The sequence below is a fragment of the Actinomadura xylanilytica genome, from assembly GCF_030283145.1.
Classification (GTDB): Bacteria; Actinomycetota; Actinomycetes; order Streptosporangiales; family Streptosporangiaceae; genus Spirillospora; species Spirillospora xylanilytica.
This window is the reverse complement of the sequence record NZ_JASNWE010000004.1, coordinates 186,399-205,421: the sequence shown is the minus strand read 5'-3', so window position 1 is coordinate 205,421 and position 19,023 is coordinate 186,399. Positions and strand designations below refer to the sequence as shown.

Genomic DNA, 19,023 nt, shown 5'->3' with positions numbered 1-19,023 from the left:
CGGTGCCGAAGATACCCATGGAGACGGTCCTGTCCGGCCTGCTCGAGAGGATGGACGACGAGGACCTCGCCGAGGTCTGCGACACCCTCGTCTGGAAGGTCGAGGACAACGGGACGGAGCTCATGGAGGTCTGCCGGTCCTGGCTGCGGGGGGACGACCCGGCCCGCGTCCAGGCCGCCCTCGCGATCAACAACGGGTTCCTCTTCCCCACCCGGGAGGAGATGCGCGCGGCCTTCGCGGGCCTCGCCGGCCGGTTCCCGCGGTTCCGCCCGCGGACCGAGGAGATCCTTCGGAGCTGGGACGCCCGGTTCGCGCCGAAGGCCGTCCGCGACGTCGTCGAAGGGGTCCGGCCGCTCGCGCAGACCGCGGAGGTCTACGGCGTGACCGAGGACCTCCTCCGCCGCTGGGTCGACGAGGCGCGGTAGACCTGTGGGGCATGCCGGTCAGAGGCCGGTGGCGCCCCCGCACGTCGCCGATCAGGGACCGGTGGCGCCCGCGCAGGTCGCAGGTCAGGGGCCGGTGGCGCCGAAGCCGGCGCCGGCCAGCAGCGTGGCCAGGTCGTCGACCGTGACCGCGAACGTCGCCCCGCCGGTGTGCGCGCCGCCGGTCAGCACGCCGACGACCTCGCCGAGCCCGTTCAGCAGCGGGCCGCCCGCCCCGTCCGGAGGCGCCGGCAGGCCCGTCCGGTAGAGGCGCAGGCCCTGCTCGGGGAACGCCTCGAAGGAGTCGACCACCCCCGAGAGCAGCAGCTCGTCCGAGGCGCCGACGGCGTGCACCGGGTCGCCGACGCGCACCAGCCCCGCGTGGCCCAGCCGCAGCGGCGCCGCCGGGACGGGTTCGGCCAGTTGCAGCAGGACCACGCCGAGGTGCGGCGACTCCGGGGCGAAGACGTGCCCGACGCGCCGCCGTCCCGCCGAGGTCTCGACCTCGGTGCCGGGGTCGCGTCCGGTCACGACCAGGCGGTCGGAGATCAGGAAGCCGCCGCCCGACGCCGTCCGCACCAGCGCGGGGCGGACGCGCCGGAGGAACGCCCCGGGGCCGGCCGGGTCCAGGACGGCGGCACCGAGCCGGTCCGCGTTCGCGATCAGCGTGCGGCGGTACGCGTCGGCCGCCCCGGTCTCGGCGAGGCACCGCAGCTCGCGGCGCACGTCCTCGGGATCGTCCAAGGGCCCGCCCAGTTCGGCCCGCGCCGCGAGGGCGTGGGCGTAGTCGCCGGTGGCGTGGAGGCCCCGGAACCTGCGCAGCGGGTCGGCCTGCCCGGCGGTGATCCGGCCGAGCACCGCGTTCCACAGCGTCACCTGCGCCAGCGCCGGACGGAGCCGGGCCAGCAGAGCCCCGAGCAGGTCCAGCAGGAGCCGTCCCTCCGCCAGGTCGCCCGACAGGTCCGGTCCCTGGGTGCCGAGGTATTCGCGGGCCTTGGTGGTCAGGTCGAGGAGCGGGCCGCGCATCGAGGCCAGCTCGGTCTCCAGCTCGGCGGCGGCCGGGCCGTAGATCTCCGTGAGCACCCGCTCGGTGCGCGGGTCCTGCCGGACGCCGCCCGGACGGTGCGCCGCCAGGCGCGTGCGGAACTCCTTCAGCAGCGCCTCGGCGTCCGCGTGCCCGGCCTCGTCCGCGAGCCCCGCCAGCCGCTCGCGCAGCGCGGCGGTCTCGGTCCGCAGCGTCTCCCGCTCCCGCTCCAGCCGGTGCCGCAGCGCCATCTCGCTGACCTCGCCGGGGGACAGCAGCGTCGTGTCGCTCACCGTGATCGAGCTGAGGTTGCCGGTCTTCCTGTCACGGGCCGTCACCTCCAGCACGCAGCTCTGGTCGATGGCGAAGGTCACCTCGATCTCGGGCTCGCCCGCCGGGGCGGGCGGGATGCCACCGAGCCGGAACTCCCCGATCTTGGACTCGGGGCGCAGGTCGCCGTTGTAGATCTGGACGAGCACCGCGTCCTGGTCGTCCCGGGTGGTGCTGTAGGTGCCGTGCCGCTCGGCCGGGATGTGGGTGTTGGCCGCGATGAGCGGGGAGAACTCCTCCGCGCCCGGGGACGGCGCGACCAGCAGGCCGAGCGCCAGCGGTGTGACGTCCATCAGCACCTGCTCGCGCAGCGCGCCGCTGAGCACCGCGGCCTGCGTCGCGGCGCCGCGCGCCACCGCGGTGCGCGGATCGGACAGCACGGTGCGGCGCAGCCCGAACACCTCCTCGACCGCCTCCCGGACGTACGGCGCGAGCATCGGGCCGCCGACCAGCACCAGATGCTCGGGCCGCTCCTTCAGCGAGTCCCGGAGCCGCCGGCAGGTCGTGCGCAGCGTGTCCAGCGGCCCGGCGAGGATCCCGGTCAGCTCGTCCCTGCTCAGCGACAGCCGGAAGCCCGGATCGCCGTTGAACCCCGGCAGCGGGTAGTCGACCTCGTGCTGCCCGGAGAGGCCGATCTTCAGGTACTCGGCGGCGATCTCGAAGCGGCGCCGCTCCCTGCCCTTCGCGGGCACGGTGACGCCCGTCCGCGCCAGCCGCTCCTCCAGCGCCCGGACGATGATCGCGTCGAAGTCGGCGCCGCCGAACCCGGTGTCGCCGCCCACCTGGTGCACGTCGTACATCCGGCCGTCGACCCACAGGGCGCTGATGTCGAGGGTGCCGGCGCCGAGGTCGACGACCACCACCTCGCCGCTCAGCCGGCGCTGCCGCGCGGCGGTGATGCAGGCCGCGGTCGGCTCGTGGATCAGCCGGGCGAGTTCCACCCCGGCGATCGCGCAGGCGTTGCGGGTCGCCTGCTTCTGGTTGTTGCGGAAGAACGCCGGAATGGTCAGCACCGCGCGGGGCCGCTCCACCCGCAGGTCGTGCCCCTCCGCGAGCCGGCCCAGCCACTCGTCCCTGACCTCGCCCAGCTCGGCGCGGGCCAGGTCGGCCACCGCCTCCAGCACCCGTTCGGCGAGGAAGTCCTCCACCATGCCCCGGGCGTGCCCGATCAGCCGGGCGGCGACCTCCTCGGTGCGGTAGACCCGGCCGCGGACGCGGTACCGGGTCAGCCCGCCGATGCGGCGCTTGGCAGCGCTGATGTGCCCCTTCACCCAGCTCGCGAGGACCTCCTCGCCGGCGATCCCGACCCGCTCGTTGCCCGCCTCGTCGAGGGTGAGGGTGGAGGCGAAGTAGGGGTGCCCCTTCCACGGGCAGAGCACCGGCTCCTTCGTCGCGCCGTCGTAGATGGAGACCGCGCAGGTGGTGGTGCCGAGGTCGAGCGCCCAGATGCCCGCGTACCGGCGGTCGACGTCCCGTATCGCCTGGGCCGTCCAGGCCGCGGCGCGCGCCTCGAACGGCTCCCGGCCCCGCGTGCCGAGCGCCTCCAGGCAGCGCCGCACGTCGGGTTCCAGGTCCGGGGGGAGCATCGCCTCGTCGCGCAGCCGCCGCAGCTCGGCGAACCCGGCGGTGTCGCGGCCGTGCCGCTCGACCGCCGCCAGGCACAGCGCGGCGAGCCGCCCGGTGTCGCCGGACCGGCGCAGGCAGTCGGCCAGCCGCGGGTCCTCGATCGCGTCGTCGCCGCGCCAGGCGATCAGGCTGCGGGCGGCCTCGGCGGGCCGCCCGGCCTGCAGGTACAGCCCGGCCGCCTCCTCCGGACGGCCCGCCGCGGCGTACAGCTCGGCCGCCCCGACGAGGTCGCCGCCCGCCTCCCGGGCGCCCGCGCGGGCGTCCCAGCCGTCCGGGTCGCCGCGGAGCACCCGTTCGGCGTCACCGTGCCGTCCGGCCTTGAGGTAGAGCCCGTGCGCCCGGTAGAGGTCGCCGCCGTGCTCGGCCTGCTCGGCGGCGGCGGACGTCTCCCCGGCGCCCTCCTCGAACCGGCTCCACTCCAGGTGGACCGCCGGCCCCACGTCGTCGTCGGACGGGCCCGCGGGCTCGGCCAGCGCCGCGTAGTGCCGGCGCCCCGCCTGGACGACCGCCGCGCGGCGGGCGGTCAGCTCGGCGCGGCGCGCGGCGAGCGCCCCGGTGGCGCCGGTGATCAGGGCGAGGCGGCGGACGACGGTCTCGGCGAGAACCGCGGCCTCCGCGTACTCCCGCCGTTCGACCAGCGCGTCGACCTCGGGCCAGCAGGCCCCCGCCAGCCGTTCCAGCCGGTCCGGCCGGTCGTCGGGGCAGGCGGCCAGCGCGTCGCCGAACCGGCCGAGCCGCTCATGGCACTCGCTCAGCCGGTCGGGCCTCCCGGCGGCCCGGTAGTGGGGGAGCGCCTCGGCGTACTCGCCGCGGCCGAAGTGCAGGTCGGCCGCGCGTCCGGCCAGGTCGGCCAGGATGCCGGCGCCCTCCCGGCTCGCCAGCTCGAGGCCGGCCCGCACATCGTCGAGGCGCGGCGACCGCAGGCAGCAGCGCATCGCCTCCTCGCGCCGGACGGCGGTGTCGGCGAGCCGTACGGCCTCGGCGCCGTTCCCGAGGAAGGCGTGCACCTCGAACAGCTCCGGCAGCGCGGACCCGGGCAGCCGGGACAGGAACCCGGTCCACAGCTGCTCGTCCCGGGCGAGCGGCGACGTCGGCAGGTGCCCGCGCAGCGACCGGGCGACGGTGTCGCGGTCGAGCAGGCCGAGCCCGCGCCACCGGTCGAGCTGCGCGACCAGGCGGTCGGCGTCGCCGGTGCCGCCCAGCACGTCGGCCAGCCGGTCGCGGGCCGCGCGCTGGAGCGGGGCGGAGCCGAGCCTGGTGGCCAGCTCGAACGTCACGGTCAGCGCGTCGGCGTCGGTCCCCGCGGCCAGGCCCGCGAGCAGCTCGGCGTGCCCGGCGGGAAGCTCCGCCGCGTAGACGTGGCCGGGCACGCGGGAGTCGTACGCGCGGAACAGCCGCAGCGCCAGCGCGGGGTCCTGGCCGAGCGCCCGCTCCAGGGCGCGGACGTAGTCGCGCGCCGCCTTCTCGAGCTGCCGCCCGGCCGGCGGATCCCCGGCGAAGGCCGCCTCCAACCGGCGCAGCCGCCGATCCGAACCCCACCCCCGCACCGGCATGCCCTGCCCTCCAAGCGACCGGTCGATCCCGTTGTCCGGCCATGGTAATCGCCAGGAAGGGGGCGATCCGGTCGTGATGCGAGAACCGTCCGCCGCACCGGCCGGGCCCGGGACGGCGCCCTCGCCCCGATCAGGGGTTCTTGGGCGGCGCCGGTCCGGGGGCGGCGCTCGGAAGCTGTGTCGGGGCCGGCTGGGAGGAGGGCGGGGACCATGTCGAGGTCGGGCCGGGGCCCGTGCGCGGTCGCGGCCCGCAGTACTTCAGCCATTCGGCCCCGGCGCCGAGGTGGTTGGTGACCAGGTAGTCGCCGCCCGCCGCGAGCTGGAGGTCCCACCAGGCCGTCTGGTTGGGCAGGACGCACTGGTCGACGCCCGGGGGGCACCAGATGAAGTGGCCGTTGAAGTCGTTGTCCCCGCCGAAGGGGTTGTAGCTGGCCACCTTGTCAGCCCGGAGGGCGCCGTCCGGGCCGCCCCAGATGCGGACCTTGAGGCGGGCGTCATGGGCCCGCTGGACAAAGGCGGCGTAGGCGTCCCGCTCCTCTTGGGAAAGCGACCAGTTGTCCTTGGACACGCATTTTTTGAAGTCGTCGTTCAGCACTCTCACATGCAGGGCGTACTCTTCGTCGTAGGCCGGCTTCCTCGCATTGTTGGGCGCCTTGTTGGTGGGATCCAGGATGGCCGGGACCTGGCAGTTCTCGGAGCTGGTGGAGTAGATGACACCCGGCGGCGGGTGACGGATCTGCTCCGGGTTCGCCAGGCTGACCGGCAGCACGACCTCCACATTGTCGGGCAGGCCCTTCATCTGCTCGACGATCCGGTCATAGGCGGCCGGTCCGCCTTCCTTGACCTCGACGAACACTTGGAACTTCTCATTGCGTCCCGGGTAGACGGTGCCGCCGTTGTAGTGGGCCAGTGCGGTCAGCGGATCGAAGTACTTCTCCTTGAGCGTGCCGACGTCGCTGCCCTTGTCGTGCATGAGGCGCAGCTCGCCCTTGTCGTTCATCCGGACGTCCGCCTCGACGCTCGTCGTCCCGTTGCTGAGCGCGCTCTGGAGGGGCGTCTTGTTCTGGTAGTCGTTGTGCGCGTTGAGCCGCTCGAACGTCTTCGCGTCCGGGTTCGGGGAGCAGACCTGCTTCTCGACCGGCGGTTTCGTGGGGATCGGCGAACTCGCGGGGCCAGGCGAATTCGCCGGACCAGGCGAACTCGCGGTGCCGGGTGAATTCGCGGTGCCGGGTGAATTCGCGGGGCCGGGCGAACTTGCTGTGCCGGGTGAATTTGCGGGGCCGGGTGAATTCTCCGAGCCGGGTGCATTCGCGGGGCCGGGCGAATTCGCGGGCCCGGCGGCCGATCCCTGCGGGGACGTTCCCTGGTGCTCGCATTGCCCGCCGACAAGCCGGCAGACCATGTCGTTGCAGGCTTGGGCGATCTTCCCGGAGACGGGGCCGCTGAGCCCGGCGAAGATCGCGGCGACGAGCAGGAGGATGGCGATGTATTCGGCCGATCCGGCCCCTCGGTCGCGATGTCCCATGGAAACATCGTGATCGAGCGGAGTGGTCCGCTCCCAGGGTCCCCGGGCCCAATCGTGCCACCGAACACCGGCATAGACGGCCGGGAACGGCCACGGAGGGCCGGCCGGGTTTCAGGGGCGGTCCGCGTCGCGTCCCCTCATGGCGCGGGCGCGCAGTCGGCGGCTCACCGGGCCGGCGTCGGTCTGCCGGCCCGAATCGCCGTACAGCGTCCAGCAGGCCCAGCGGGCCGGATGCTCCAAGGCGGGCGGCTCGTCCGGGACGTCGAGCACGCGTTCGTAGACGTCGCGCTGGGCCCGCTGTAACGCCACGTCGCGCGGCAGATAGCGCGCGTACCGCTCGAAGCGGTCGAGCAGCGGCGCGGTGACGGCGCCGGGCGCCGCCCATCTGGCCGCGATCACCGACGCGGCGCCCGCGCTGAGCGCGGCCCGGACGAAGCCCGGCCGCTCGTCCCGTCCGATGCGCCGGGCCATGCCCGTCTCACAGGCGCCGAGGACGAGGGTGCCGCAGCCGTTCAGGTCCATCCGCTGCAACTCGTCCGGACGGAGGTGGCCCTCGGAGCCCTGGGGCGCCAGCTCCAGCACCGGGTCCGCCGAGGCGAGCCCGTCGTGATCCTCATGGCCACCGTGCTCCTGGGGGCCGTCGTGCCCGTCGATGCGCACCTGGCGGTGGCGGCCCAGCCCGAGGGCCTCCCGCAGCGCCTCCGGCGTCGCCCCGTCCCCGGCCAGCACGTCCCGGCCGGCGGCGATCGTGGCCGGACCGGGCCCGCCGCCGCCCGGCCGGACCAGCAGCCGGCTGTCGCCCCGCGCCTGGAGCGACCGCAGATGGAGCGGGAGCCGGGCGGACAGGCACGGCAGGTCGGACAGCGCGAACCGGAGCCCGAGCGGCTCCGCCCTTCCCGACACCGTCATGGCCGCGAACGGGACGTCCGACAGCGCGCCCCCCGCGACCACGGCGATGCGCCGGACGCCGGCCGGGAGCCGCGGGATCACCACGTCCAGCCCGATCTGCTCGGCGACCTGTTCGAGGCGTTCGTCGAACCGGCCGTTCCCGATGCACTCCTCCAGCGCGGACGGGGTGCTCCAGCAGCAGCCGAGCAGGTCGATCGCCCTGGTCAGCTCCCCCCTGTCGCACGGGACGCTCGTGTGCTGGAGCAGCCCGCGCCCGAGGAAGGCGTGGTGGATGTGGCCGGGCGCCGAGTGGACGAGCCAGGCGAGCTGGTCGCGGGGCATGGAGTCGGCGAGGCGCCTCGCCCACCGCCACGCGCCGCCCAGGTCGCTCGGCCCCGGGAGGTCGCGGACGAGGCCCGCCCCGCCGAGGGGGATCCGGCCCAGGACCGCCGTGCCGCGCGCGGCCTCCATCGCGGCGACGACCGCCGGAACCCCCTTGGTGCCGTGCGTCTCCTCCGTCCGCGCGGCGGCCCGCAGCCGCTCGTCGTGCTCGTCCGGGACGGCTTGCAGGACCTCGGCGCGCAGGCCGCCCGTGGGCTGGAGCCCGGCGGCGCGCTCCTCCAACCGGTGCGCCTCGGCCCAGCACTCCACCGCCCGGCCGTCGGCCTCGGGCGTGCCGAGCCGGGTGTAGGTGTGGCCGAGCAGCCGCAGGGCGCGGACCCGGACCTCGGCCGGTCCGCTCGCCGGGGCGTGGACCGCGGCCTGGTGAAGGTGGCCGGCGGCCTCCTGGAGGTGGCCCGCGACGGTCGGCGCCCGGCCGAGCGGGAACCGGCTCCGGGCGAACTCCAGCTCGCCGGCGGCCAGGTGCCACAGCGAGACCTCGCGGTCGGCGCGGACCTGGGGGCGCAGGCCGAGCAGGAGGCGCTCGGCCTCGTCGAGCCGGGTCGCGTCGATCAATCGGCGCGCGTGCCGGATCCGCGCGACGCACCGGGCGGAGACCGGCCCGTCGGTCCTGCCGGCGCTGAGCAGGGCGCCCAGTTCCGCGGCGGCCCCGGCCGGGTCGGACGACTCGGCCGCGGCCTCCCGGAGCAGCGGGAGGAGCCGCTCGGCCGCCTCGGGCCGGCATACCGCGCCCAGCAGCACGGTCAGCTCGCGCAGGACGGGCCACCGCAGCACCGGGCTGAGGTCGGCGCGCATCGTGCACCGGAGCACCGCGAGCAGGGCGTCGTCGTAGTCCAGCCGGCGTCTGAGCGCGAGGACGAGAAGAAGGTGGTCCTGCACCGCCCGCGGCTCGGCGGGGAGCGCGCCGCCCGGACCGGGGTCCCTGCCGTCCAGCACGTCGAGCAGCAGGAGGTCGCGGTCGATGACGGCCACGCCGCGCGGGTCGCGGGCGCCGGAGAACAGGGCGCGCGCCTTGTCCAGATGGCCTCTGGCCAGGTCGAGGTCGCCCCGGTCGGCGGCGGCCAGCCCCTGCACCCGGTGGATCCGGCCGTTGCCGTCGCGGCCGAGTCCGTCCGGCGGGAACTCGGTGCGGATCGCGGCGGCCTCGGCGGCGGCGCCGGCGTGCCCTCCGGCGGCGAAGCGGATCTCCATCCGCAGGACGCGGAGGGGGAGGTGGCCGAGCCCGATCCGGGCCAGGTACTCATCGCACCGTTCCAGAGCCGGTCCGAGGGCGCCGAGCCGCATGAGGTGCCCGAGATGGTCGGCGGCCAGCTCCAGCCTGAGCCGGAGGTCGCCCTCGGCGAGTGCCACGGCCCGCCGGTAGGCGTCGTCGCCGTCCGCCACGTCCCCCCGCCCGAAGAGCTCCCGAGCGTGGGCGACGGCCGCGAGCAGGCGCGGGGCGGAGGCGGGCCCGCCGGTGTCATGGTCGCTGCGTTCGATCACTGCCAAAAGATCCCTTCGCCCCGGTCATGGACATATCAGATTCGGGGGTTCTGGCATATGTCCGAGGTGAACGGATTGTCCACTGGAAAGGAAAGATCACCCGACAGATGATCTTTATGGGTGGATCGGCCGGGCGAAGGCGATGCTTCCAGAAGATCGCCAATGGGAATGTGCATTGCGACGCATTGCGTGATTTCGATCGGCGGTCACGGAGCGGCGGCGGGCCGTCCGGTCAGGCGCCGGTCTCGCCGAGGACGACCGCGCCCGGTTATATCGAGGAGGCGACCGCGTGAGTCTCCTGGCTTCGGCTCGAACGCTCGTCCCGGCCTTCCCGCCCGCTACGCGGGCAGTGGCTTGCGGGTCATCCGGTAGTGCAGGACGAGGAAGGGCAGCCCGAAGACCGAGAACGCGTGCTCGGCGCGCAGCGCGCCGTCCTCGACGTGGACGTCCAGGGTCTCGGCGAAGCCGTGCACGCCCAGCGTGGTGAGGTCGCGGGTGTCGGGGTCGATGTAGGTCAGGTAGTGGCCCGGCTGGTCGAGCCCGCTCTCGCTGGTGAGGACCAGCCCCCCGCCGGGACGCGCGCGCGGCAGCAGCGTCGCGGTGAAGCTCGCCTGCGGCAGCGGGAAGCCCACGCTGACGTAGCCCCGGCCGCCGTGCCGGTAGGTGGTGTAGATCCCCACGTAGATGGGTTCGTCGTCGTCGGCGTACGAACGGATCCAGCCGCGCAGGGTCGGGGTGCCCGCCGCGTCGGGGACGATGGTGTCGATGCGGCCGTCGACCCCGCGCTGGGCCTCCCGCTGGTTCATCGGGACGTTGGCCTGGCCGAGCGGGCGCGCGAGGAGCGTTCGGTAAAGCAGGTAGCCGGGCCGCACCCACAACCGCCACTCGGGGACGATGTCGAGCGTGAACCGGGCCGTGTGCTCGTAGAACTCCCGCACCAGCGGGTCGACGCCCGCCGGGTCGAACCCGGGCCCGGCCAGCTCCTCCAGCGAGGCGACGATGCCGACGTCAGGGGCGGCGGCGGTGTAGACGCCGCCGAGCACCGCCGCGAGGTCCTTGACGTAGCCGGTGCCCACGTACCGCGACGTCGCCTCCAGCGGCACCACGAACGGGAGCCGGTCGGCGCTGACCCGCTCGGCCAGCAGACTGACCTGGGCGTCCCGGAACAGTAGCGCCGACAGCACCCGGAACGACACCACCGAGGCCGCCGCGGCGACCGCCGGGGACCCCTTCCGGGCCGCCAGCGCACCGCCGACCCCGGCACCGACCACCGGACCGAGCGCCACCTTGTGCGGACGGAGCGCCAGCGCGCCCGCCACCGCCCCCGCGGCCGTCCCGACCGGCAGGGGACCGGCGCCCGTGAGGCGCCCGGCCGCCCACCCCAGCGGCGCCGCCAGCGCCCCGCTGACGGCGATGCGCTGCCACAGCGCCGGGATCTCACCGGGCCGCTGCCGCGCCCGCGCCACCGCCTCCGACGCGCCCAGCGCCACCCCGCCCGCGACCGCACAGGCACCGGCCGCCCGCCGCCCCCGCCGCGCGGCGACCGCGGCCCCCGCGACCGCCCCCGCCACCCCCGCGAAGGCGATCGCGCCGAACCGTCCCGACCTCTGCTGTGCTTCCACCCCTGAAACCTACTCGCGCCCGCTCACACCCCCATCCCCCGACGACGACGGCCCGTCGTCAAAGGCCAATGCCCGGCACCGTCTCACTCCCTCTCTGCATAGATGCTCCCGCCTGTTCACCCCATACTTCCGCTTGTGGTGCGGACGCCTTCTCCGGAGTTCTTCTCCGAAGTGGATGGGCTGTTGCCGCACATGAGCCTCCGTAACAGTCCATCCGAACAGCCGGGGGTCACCGCCTGTAAGACTGCGTCACCCGGGCCGGACGGACAAGGCGGGTTCCGGTGTTTCCCGTTTCCTCTTCCGAAGACAAGAGGAAACGGCGGTACTTGTCGACGGAGTGCGGGTGGCCGTGCCCGTCCCGTACGCGGATGTGGCGGCGGGGAGGTGCGCCGGCTCGCGCGGCGGGGCCGCCGGGCGGCGGCCCCGGCCGCTCGGGGCGGTGGGAGAGACGGATATCTCTGGGAAATATGGGCGACATGTGAATATCCGCCTAGTCTGTCGTTGTGGATCACCAATCGGATCTTTCGTCCGTGGCCCGGCTGGGATGGCTGGACGTGCTGCGGGGGTGGGCGGCGCTGCTGGTGGCGCTGCATCACGCGAGCTACCTGTACGTGCCGGGGCTTCAGGTGCGGATGGCCGGCTGGTTCGACCCCGGGCGGTACGGGGTGCTGGTGTTCTTCCTCGTCAGCGGGTACATCGTGCCGGCGTCGCTGGAGCGGCGCGGGAGCGTGCGCGAGTTCTGGATCGGCCGGGTCTTCCGCATCTACCCGCTGCTGGCGGCGGCGTGCGCGGTGGCGGTGCTGCCGTTCCTGCTCGGGCTGACCGGGCTGCGGGCCGGGCTGGAGCGGTACGACCCGGTGACCGCGGTGCTGGCGCACCTGACGATGTTGCAGGACCTGCTGGCCGTGCCGAACGCGATGAACGTGCTGTGGACGCTGTCGTACGAGATGGTCTTCTACCTGCTGATCGTCGCGCTGTTCGTGGTGGGCGCGCACCGCCGCTCGGTGCCGGCCGCCGCCGGGGTCGCGGCGGCGGCGCTGCTCGTGGGCGGGCTGCTGCCGATGACGCTGCTGTCGCGGGTCGCCGGCACCGGCACCGTCGCCGGCGTGACCGCCGCGGTGTTCCTGGCGGCGATCGCGGCGGCGATGTCGGGCCGTCCCGCCGTCCGCACCGCCGGGGGGCTGCTCGGCGGGCTGCTGGCCCTCGTGCTGGTGACGCTGAACGGCCGGATCGCCGCCTGGGAGGGGATGTCGATGCTGGCGGTCATGTTCACCGGCACCGTCCTCTACCGCGCCGAACACGGCCAGGTCGGCCGCCGGACCGCCGCGGTGACGGCGGGTTTCGTCCTGCTGGCCGTGGTCGGCACCGGGGTGTGGAACACGGCCGGGTACGGGACGTACGCGTGGCACGTCCAGATCGTCTGGTCCGGCTCGATCGTGGCGGCGGCCGTGACGTTCGGCGCCGCGTGGCTGCTCCGGCGCCGGCGGTTCCCGCGCTGGGCGACGGCGCTCGGCACCGCGAGCTTCTCGGTATATCTGCTGCACCCGCTGATGCTGATGCTGTCGAACCAGTTCTTCGGCACCACCGGCCGCGAGGAGGTGCCGAAGCTGGTCGCGTTCGTCGTGGTCCTGCTGGCGGTGAGCTGGGCGGCCCAGCGCTTGATCGAGGCCCCGGCCCAGCGCCTCGGCCGCCGCATCGCCCGTCCCACCCGCGTCGGCGAGCCCGCGCCGGTCACCGTACCCGTCTCGTAAGGGCCTGGCCGTCCAGCCGGTTCTCGGTGCTCACCACATTGGCGCCGAATCGACCGGATCTGCGCCGGACTACGCATCGTCCGTAACAGTGCGGAGGGGGAAATCCGCGCTATCCCCGAGCCGCTCGACAGCGGGCGGCGTGTGCGCGGTGTTCGCCGATCGGGCCGCGCCCGAGCGGAGGGCGAATTCCTGACACAGGCCGGGTCTAGGGTGTGCGGTTCACCCTTGACTGAAAGGTTGCTGAATGTCGCTGGGGACGAGCCGGAGCCCGCGAACTCGGGCATGGCTCTGGTGGGCCGCTCTCGCATTGACCGCGTTCCCGCTGGTGTACGGCTGGGTGCTGACCCTTTTGCGGTGACCGCCGAGCCCGCCGCCCTCAGGTGACCGGACGCGCACCGCCCGGACGCCCCGCCGGGCGGGGCGTCCGGGACGGCGTCACTCGGTGATCTGGACGGCGCCGGACGGGCACAGGTCGGCGGCCTGGCGCGCGTCGGGGCGGTCGGCGTCGCCGGGGGCCGGGCGCAGGACGGTGACCAGGCCGTCCTCGTCCTGGTCGAAGACCCCGGGGGCGGTGAGCGCGCACATGCCGGCGCCCACGCAGATCTCCCTGTCGGCGGTGACGCGCATGGAACCCTCCTCCGTTCCCCTCACCAGGTGACCGGGAGCTCGTTGATGCCCTGGATCGTGGACGCGGGCCGCAGGGTCAGCGTGTCGGCCGGCACCGCGAGCCGCAGCGTGGGGACGCGGTCGAACAGGGCGGTCAGGGCGATCTGGAGCTCCATCCTGGCCAGGTTCTGCCCCAGGCACTGGTGCACGCCGTAGCCGAACGCGAGGTGGTGGCGGGCCGAGCGGTGCACGTCGAAGACGTCGGGGGCCTCGAACGCGGCGCCGTCCCGGTTGGTGATGGCGTTGGACACGATGACGCCCTCGCCGGCGCGGATGGTGATGCCGCCGACCTCGATGTCGCCGGTGGCCATGCGCACGCCCGCCAGGTCGGCGATGGACAGGTAGCGGAGCAGTTCCTCCACCGCCTCGGGCATCACCTCCGGGTCGGCGCGCAGTGCGGCGAACTGGTCGGGGTGCTCCAGCAGCGTGATGACGCTCAGCGAGATCATCGACGCGGTGGTCTCGTGCCCGGCGACCAGGAGCAGGATGGCCAGCGAGACCAGGTCCTCGCGGTCCGGCCCCTCGCCGGACGCCAGGCCCATCACCAGCCGGCCCAGCAGCCCGGGGCCGGGACTGCGCTCCCGCTCGGCGATGAGGTCCCTGAGGTAGTCGGCCAGGTCGTCGCGGGCGGCGGCGGTGCCGTCAGCGGTCTCGGACTGGAGCAGCCGGCGGCTGGCGCCCTGGAAGAACGCGTGGTCCTCGTAGGGGACGCCGAGCAGTTTGCAGATGACCATCGAGGGCACCGGCAGCGCGAACGCGGTGACCAGGTCGGCGGGCGGCCCGGCGGCGAGCATCTCGTCGAGGAACCCGGCCACGATCCGCTCGATGTCGCCGCGCATGGACTTGATCCGCCGCACCGTGAAGTCGGCGATCAGCAGCCTGCGCTGGGCGCCGTGCTCGGGCCGATCCATCCCGATGAGGCCGGGACGGATGTTGCGCCGGGTCAGGGCGAGGAAGCGCGGCGAGATGACCGGGAACCCGTCGCGGAGCCGGTCGGACGAGAGCCTGGGGTCGGCCAGCAGGGTGCGCGCGGTTTCGTGGTGGGTGACGACCCACGCGGTGCGGCCGTCGTACAGCCGGACGCGCGTCAACGGCGCCTCGTCGTCGCGCAGGTGGTCGTAGCCGGAGGGGAGCCGGTAGGGACACGTCCGGGCTTGGGGGTAGGCGGGGACGGCGGGGGACGGGGAGAAGGTGTCGGTCATGGGGCCCCTTACACCTGTCAAATAGAGGACGACCTGTCCTCTATGTATTGGAGGGTAAGCTCCCCTGCCAAGGAAGGCAACGGGTCCTTTCACGACCTTGGGAGCCGTCCTGTCACCCGACACCACGAGCCGCGCCGACCATCGCAAGGGTCCGCGCCGCCGGGGCGAGGTGCTGGAGCACGCGATCCTCACCGCGGCGCTGGAGGAGCTGGCCGAGACCGGCTACGCCGGGCTGACCATGGACCGCGTCGCCGCCCGCGCGCGCACCAGCAAGTCGACCGTCTACCGGCGCTGGTCCAGCCGCGCCGAACTGCTGGTGGACGTCTGGCGGCGGTTCGCGATCACCGGCGCCGAGGTGCCCGACACCGGACTGCTCCGCACCGACATGATCGTGCTGCTACGGCTGCTGTCGGACCGGCTGGCGTCCCCTGTCGGGCTGATGCTGCGCGGCCTGCTGGCCGAGATGGTCAGCGACCCGGAACTGGCCCGCGCCGTCCGGGAGCAGGCGTTCAGCACCGGACCGTCCGCCGTGATCGCGGTCCTCCAGCGCGCCGTCGCGCGCGGCGAGGTGGCCGCGTCGGTGCTGGACTCCCGCCGGGCGACGGTGGCGACCGACCTGCTGCGCAGCGAGTTCCTGCTGCACGGGGCCCCGGTCCCGGACGGCGCCATCATGGAGATCGTCGACGAGATCTTCCTGCCCCTCGTGCTGTCCGCGCCCCACCCAGGGGTCAGCAGACCTTGACCGAGGCGGTCCGCTCCTGCTGAACCGGGCTGTGCAGAACGATCCTGTAGGTGTGCGTGCCGGCCGTGTCCTCGGACTGGGAATTGGAATTGCTGAAGTTCGGTTCCCCGACGGTGCTGATCGGGTGACCTCTGCCCAGCCGGCCGTCGAAGTAGATGCTGAACTTGATGGGCGTCGGGTTCTTGTCCGTCGCGATGCTGTACTTGAAGGGGAAGAATTCGCCCTTGGCGAAGCACTTGCCTCCCGAGCCGACCGTGAAATAGGCGATCCGCGCGCCCCCTCCGCTCGGCCTGCCGGGGGTGGTCCCGGTGCCGCCCCCACCTCCACCGGTGCTCCCGCCGCCTCCGCCCCCGCCATCGGAACCGGTGCCCGAGCCTGATCCCGAGCCGGAGCCGGAGCCGGAGCCCTTGCCCGGGCTCTTGCCAGGACTGGGCGAGCCGGACGGGCCGTGGCTCCCGTTCGTGGTCGTCGGGGAGGCGGAGGGCTTCGCCGAAGCCCCGCCGTTCGCCCTGGCCCCGGAATCGGGCTGGTTCCCCGCCCCGGCCAGCTCCTGGGAGCCGCTCCCGAGCTGCCCGGACTCGTCGCGTCCCCCGCTGCCGGCGGACCCGTCCGGCCAGGACCAGGCGACCACGCCCGCAAGGACGGCCACCGCCACGAGACCCGCCGCTCCCGCTCCCAGCAGGACGGCGGGACGCCGGCCGGAGGACGCCTGCTTTGTGCGTCCGCCCGCCCTGCCGCCGTCCAACACGGTCTGCGGGGACACCGGCATCGGCATCGGGGGAGGGCTGTTCAGAGCAGCAGGCGGGACGTCTTGGGGCGGCAGGGGACCGGACTGCGTGGGCGCGGGGCCGGGTGGGGGCGGCAGGGGGTTGGTGTGCGCCGCCGGCGGACCGGGCGGCTGCACGGGGACGGGCGGCGGCGCGGTGGGCTGTGTCTGCGGCGCGGTCTGTCGTGACTGGGCGCCGAGGAGGCGGAGCAGCACGGTCTGCATGGGAGGCCGCTGGGCGGGGTCCTTGACCAGGCACGCGGCGATGGTGGACCGCAGCGGCTCCGGGAGCTTGTCGAGGTCGGGCTCGGCCTGGAGGACGCGGTGCATGATGGCCGGGAAGGTGTCCGCGCCGAACGGGGGCCCGCCGGTGGCGGCGAACGCGATGACCGCGCCCCAGGCGAAGACGTCCGCCGGGGGGCCGACGGTCTCCCCGGCGAACTGCTCCGGCGCCATGTAGGCCGGGGTACCGATGATGCTGCTCGTGAGGGTGAGGGGCGACTCGGTGTCGCGCGCGATGCCGAAGTCGATCACTCGGGGGCCGTCCGGCCCGAGCAGGACGTTCGAGGGCTTGAAGTCGCGGTGGACGACGCCGGCCTCGTGGATCGCCGCCAGCGCCGTCGCGGTCGCGACGGCGAGCCGTTGCAGCGCCGACCCGGCGCGCGGCCCGGCCTGCTGGAGCGACGGGCCCTCGATGTACTCGGTGACGATGTAGGGGCGCCGGCCCTCCAGGGACGCGTCGAGGACCTGCGCGATGCAGAACGGGTCGACGCGGCGGGCGGCGGCGATCTCCTTGGTGAAGCGCTCGCGCACGCGCGCGTCGGCGGCGATGTCCTCGCGGAGTACCTTCACCGCGACGGGTGTGCCGTCGGCGCCGTGCCCCAGGTAGACCACCCCCTGGCCGCCCATGCCGAGCCGGCCGGACAGCCGGTAGGGCCCCAGGACGGACGGGTCGTCGGGGCCGAGGGGCTCGGATTCCGGCATCGGAAGTGACTCCTGGTGCGTGGGAGCGGGTCGCTAGGCACCTTATTGGATGGATACCGCCCAGGACTTTGAGTTCATGATCCTGCTTCGACCCTCTTTGGGCGGATTTCGGCCCGGATCCCGGGCTCCCGGGCCGCCGGGGCGCTCGCCGGGGAGGGGCGTGGTGCTCGTCGAGCGACGCACTGAGGGGCGGCCGGAGCCGATCTCCGATGGGCGGAGACGGTTCGGCCTGGGCTGATGTGAAACCTGGCAAATAGGGGGTTTTCCCGGAGTGCCCTTTAATGCAGGATGCTTGCAGAAGCGACATCAGGGCACGAAATGATCATCCGCTGTCAAGGAGGACCATGTCCGCCCAGCAGACCCTGGCCACGTCGTACCTCGGACCCGTACGGGAACTCGCCGCCGCCGTCCACCGCAGTCCCGCGCTCGACAACGACTTCTACCGGCTCTGGGCGTCCGCCCCGCTCCCTTATCCCCAGGTCGAGACGTTCGCGCGCGAGTTCTACGCCCGGACGGTGAACACCTCGGTCATGGTGGCCCTTTCGGTGCTGCACACCGACGACCTCGCGGCCCGCGTGGAATGCGTCAAGAACCTGTACTCCGAGTACGGAAACGGCGATCCCGCCAAAGCGCACCTGCTCCTGCTCGAGCGGTTCCTCACCGACCTGCTCACCCGCCTGCGCGGCGCTCCCTTCACGGTGGACGAACTGCGTGCAGCCGAGCCGCTGGCCTCCACGCGCGCTTTCGGAAAGGGCCAGCGCGCCCTGTTCACCGATTCCGACCAGCGGGTCGTCCAGGGCGCCCTGCTCGGGCAGGAGCACCTCGCCTACTCGATGCTCGTCCGGCTCTACGAAGGGGTGCGCAATTACAAGCACCTCTACGGCGAGGACGAGTTCCATGAGGAGTGCGAGTACTTCTACGTCCACATCGGCGAGGCGGAAAAGGAGCACAAGGCCGAGGCCATCGTCTCGGCCGCCGCCGTCTGCCATGGAGATGACGACCTCGACCGGGTCCGCGAGGGCTTCGACGGCTTCCTCGGCCTGACCGCCGACTACTGGACCGGCGTCCACGAAGCGATGCTCGCCGCGCGGTGACGGCACCCGCCGTCCGGCCGGGCGCCTCGTGACCGCGACCGCCGGTGCCGGTGCCGGTGCCGGTGCCGGTGCCGGGCGCCGGGCCGCGCTGGCGCCCGCCCTGGTCCCGATCCAGATCACCAGCCTCCAGGTGGGCGCCGCCGCGGCCACCCACCTGTTCGACCGGATCGGGACCTGGGGCACGGTCTCCCTGCGGGTGATCCTGGCCGCCCTCGTCCTCGCGCTGCTGCCGGGACGGCGCCTCGGCCGGATCACCCGGCGGCACCTGCCCGTCGTCTGCGCCTACGCCGCCGTGATCTCCGGGATGAACTTCGCGTTCTTCGCCGCCATCGACCACCTGCCGCTCAGCGTCGCCACCACCATCGAGCTCCTCGGCCCGCTCACGGTGGCGCTGGCCGCCGCCCGCAGCCGGTCCGACGCGGGGTGGGCGCTGCTGGCCGCCGGCGGGCTCGTCCTGCTCACCGCCCCGGGCGGCCTGTCGGCGGCGGGCCTGGCCTTCGCGGGCGCCGCCGCCGTGCTCCGCGGCGCCTACGTCCTGCTCACCCGCCGGCTCGGCGACGACTTTCCCGACCGCACCGGCCTGGTGGCGGCCATGATCCTCAGCGCCCTCGTCTGGTCGCCGGTCGCCGTCACCCAGGTCGGCGCCCGGCTGGACGGGCGGGTCCTGCTCCTGGCGCTGGCGGTCGGCCTGTTCTCCTCCGCGCTCCCCTACAGCCTCGACCTGCTCTGCCTCCGGTACGTCACGCCCCACACGTTCGGCGTCCTGCTCAGCCTCAGCCCGGTGATCAGCCTCGCCGTCGGCTATGTGGCGCTGGCCCAGGCGCCGCGCGGGGTCCAGCTCGCGGGCATCGCCCTGGTGGTCGCCGCGTCGGCCGGAGCGGTCCGGACGAGCCTCACCCGCGCGCCTCGACCGGACTGACCCCTGCGGAACCCGCCGCGCCCCG

At 73.9% G+C, this 19,023-nt stretch carries 12 protein-coding genes; 5 read left to right on the top strand and 7 right to left on the bottom strand.

What is annotated here, in order from left to right; translation table 11 throughout:
- Positions 1–2 precede the first annotated feature (2 nt).
- On the top strand, positions 3–425 hold the full coding sequence (locus tag QP090_RS24690) for a hypothetical protein (RefSeq protein ID WP_285941717.1): 423 nt from the start codon (positions 3–5) through the stop codon (positions 423–425).
- An 84-nt stretch (positions 426–509) separates the two neighbouring features.
- On the opposite strand, the gene QP090_RS24685 is transcribed toward QP090_RS24690, so the two are convergent.
- The 4 genes from QP090_RS24685 to QP090_RS24670 form a co-directional block, all read right to left on the bottom strand.
- On the bottom strand, positions 510–4,955 hold the full coding sequence (locus QP090_RS24685) for an Hsp70 family protein (protein WP_285941715.1): 4,446 nt from the start codon (positions 4,953–4,955) through the stop codon (positions 510–512).
- 130 nt (positions 4,956–5,085) lie between these two features.
- Positions 5,086–6,480: a hypothetical protein gene (locus QP090_RS24680; protein ID WP_285941713.1), complete on the bottom strand. Its 1,395-nt coding sequence runs from the start codon at positions 6,478–6,480 to the stop codon at positions 5,086–5,088.
- Positions 6,481–6,591: 111 nt separating this feature from the next.
- Complete coding sequence (locus QP090_RS24675; RefSeq protein WP_285941710.1) at positions 6,592–9,252, bottom strand: CHAT domain-containing protein; 2,661 nt, start codon at positions 9,250–9,252, stop codon at positions 6,592–6,594.
- 338 nt (positions 9,253–9,590) lie between these two features.
- On the bottom strand, positions 9,591–10,874 hold the full coding sequence (locus QP090_RS24670; RefSeq protein WP_285941709.1) for a hypothetical protein: 1,284 nt from the start codon (positions 10,872–10,874) through the stop codon (positions 9,591–9,593).
- A 530-nt stretch (positions 10,875–11,404) separates the two neighbouring features.
- Between QP090_RS24670 and QP090_RS24665 the strand changes: the two genes are divergently transcribed.
- Positions 11,405–12,625, top strand: a complete 1,221-nt coding sequence (locus tag QP090_RS24665; RefSeq protein WP_285941707.1) for an acyltransferase family protein — start codon at positions 11,405–11,407, stop codon at positions 12,623–12,625.
- A 435-nt stretch (positions 12,626–13,060) separates the two neighbouring features.
- Here the strand turns inward: QP090_RS24665 and QP090_RS24660 are convergent, their stop codons facing one another.
- Together QP090_RS24660 and QP090_RS24655 are read right to left on the bottom strand one after the other, a co-directional pair.
- On the bottom strand, positions 13,061–13,252 hold the full coding sequence (locus QP090_RS24660; protein ID WP_285941705.1) for a ferredoxin: 192 nt from the start codon (positions 13,250–13,252) through the stop codon (positions 13,061–13,063).
- A 20-nt stretch (positions 13,253–13,272) separates the two neighbouring features.
- Positions 13,273–14,493: a cytochrome P450 gene (locus QP090_RS24655; RefSeq protein WP_285941703.1), complete on the bottom strand. Its 1,221-nt coding sequence runs from the start codon at positions 14,491–14,493 to the stop codon at positions 13,273–13,275.
- Between the two features lie 97 nt (positions 14,494–14,590).
- Here QP090_RS24655 and QP090_RS24650 point away from each other — a divergent pair, with 97 nt between their 5' ends.
- Entirely contained in the window at positions 14,591–15,235 is a 645-nt protein-coding gene (locus tag QP090_RS24650) for a TetR/AcrR family transcriptional regulator (protein WP_285941701.1), read from the top strand.
- Here the strand turns inward: QP090_RS24650 and QP090_RS24645 are convergent.
- Positions 15,222–16,985, bottom strand: coding sequence for a serine/threonine-protein kinase (locus QP090_RS24645; protein ID WP_285941699.1), 1,764 nt, complete (start codon positions 16,983–16,985; stop codon positions 15,222–15,224). The two genes, QP090_RS24650 and QP090_RS24645, sit on opposite strands and share 14 nt — an antisense overlap.
- 344 nt (positions 16,986–17,329) lie before the next feature.
- Here QP090_RS24645 and QP090_RS24640 point away from each other — a divergent pair, with 344 nt between their 5' ends.
- Positions 17,330–18,079, top strand: coding sequence for an iron-containing redox enzyme family protein (locus tag QP090_RS24640; RefSeq protein ID WP_285941697.1), 750 nt, complete (start codon positions 17,330–17,332; stop codon positions 18,077–18,079).
- 28 nt (positions 18,080–18,107) lie between these two features.
- Positions 18,108–18,998, top strand: a complete 891-nt coding sequence (locus QP090_RS24635; RefSeq protein ID WP_285941695.1) for an EamA family transporter — start codon at positions 18,108–18,110, stop codon at positions 18,996–18,998.
- Positions 18,999–19,023 lie beyond the last annotated feature (25 nt).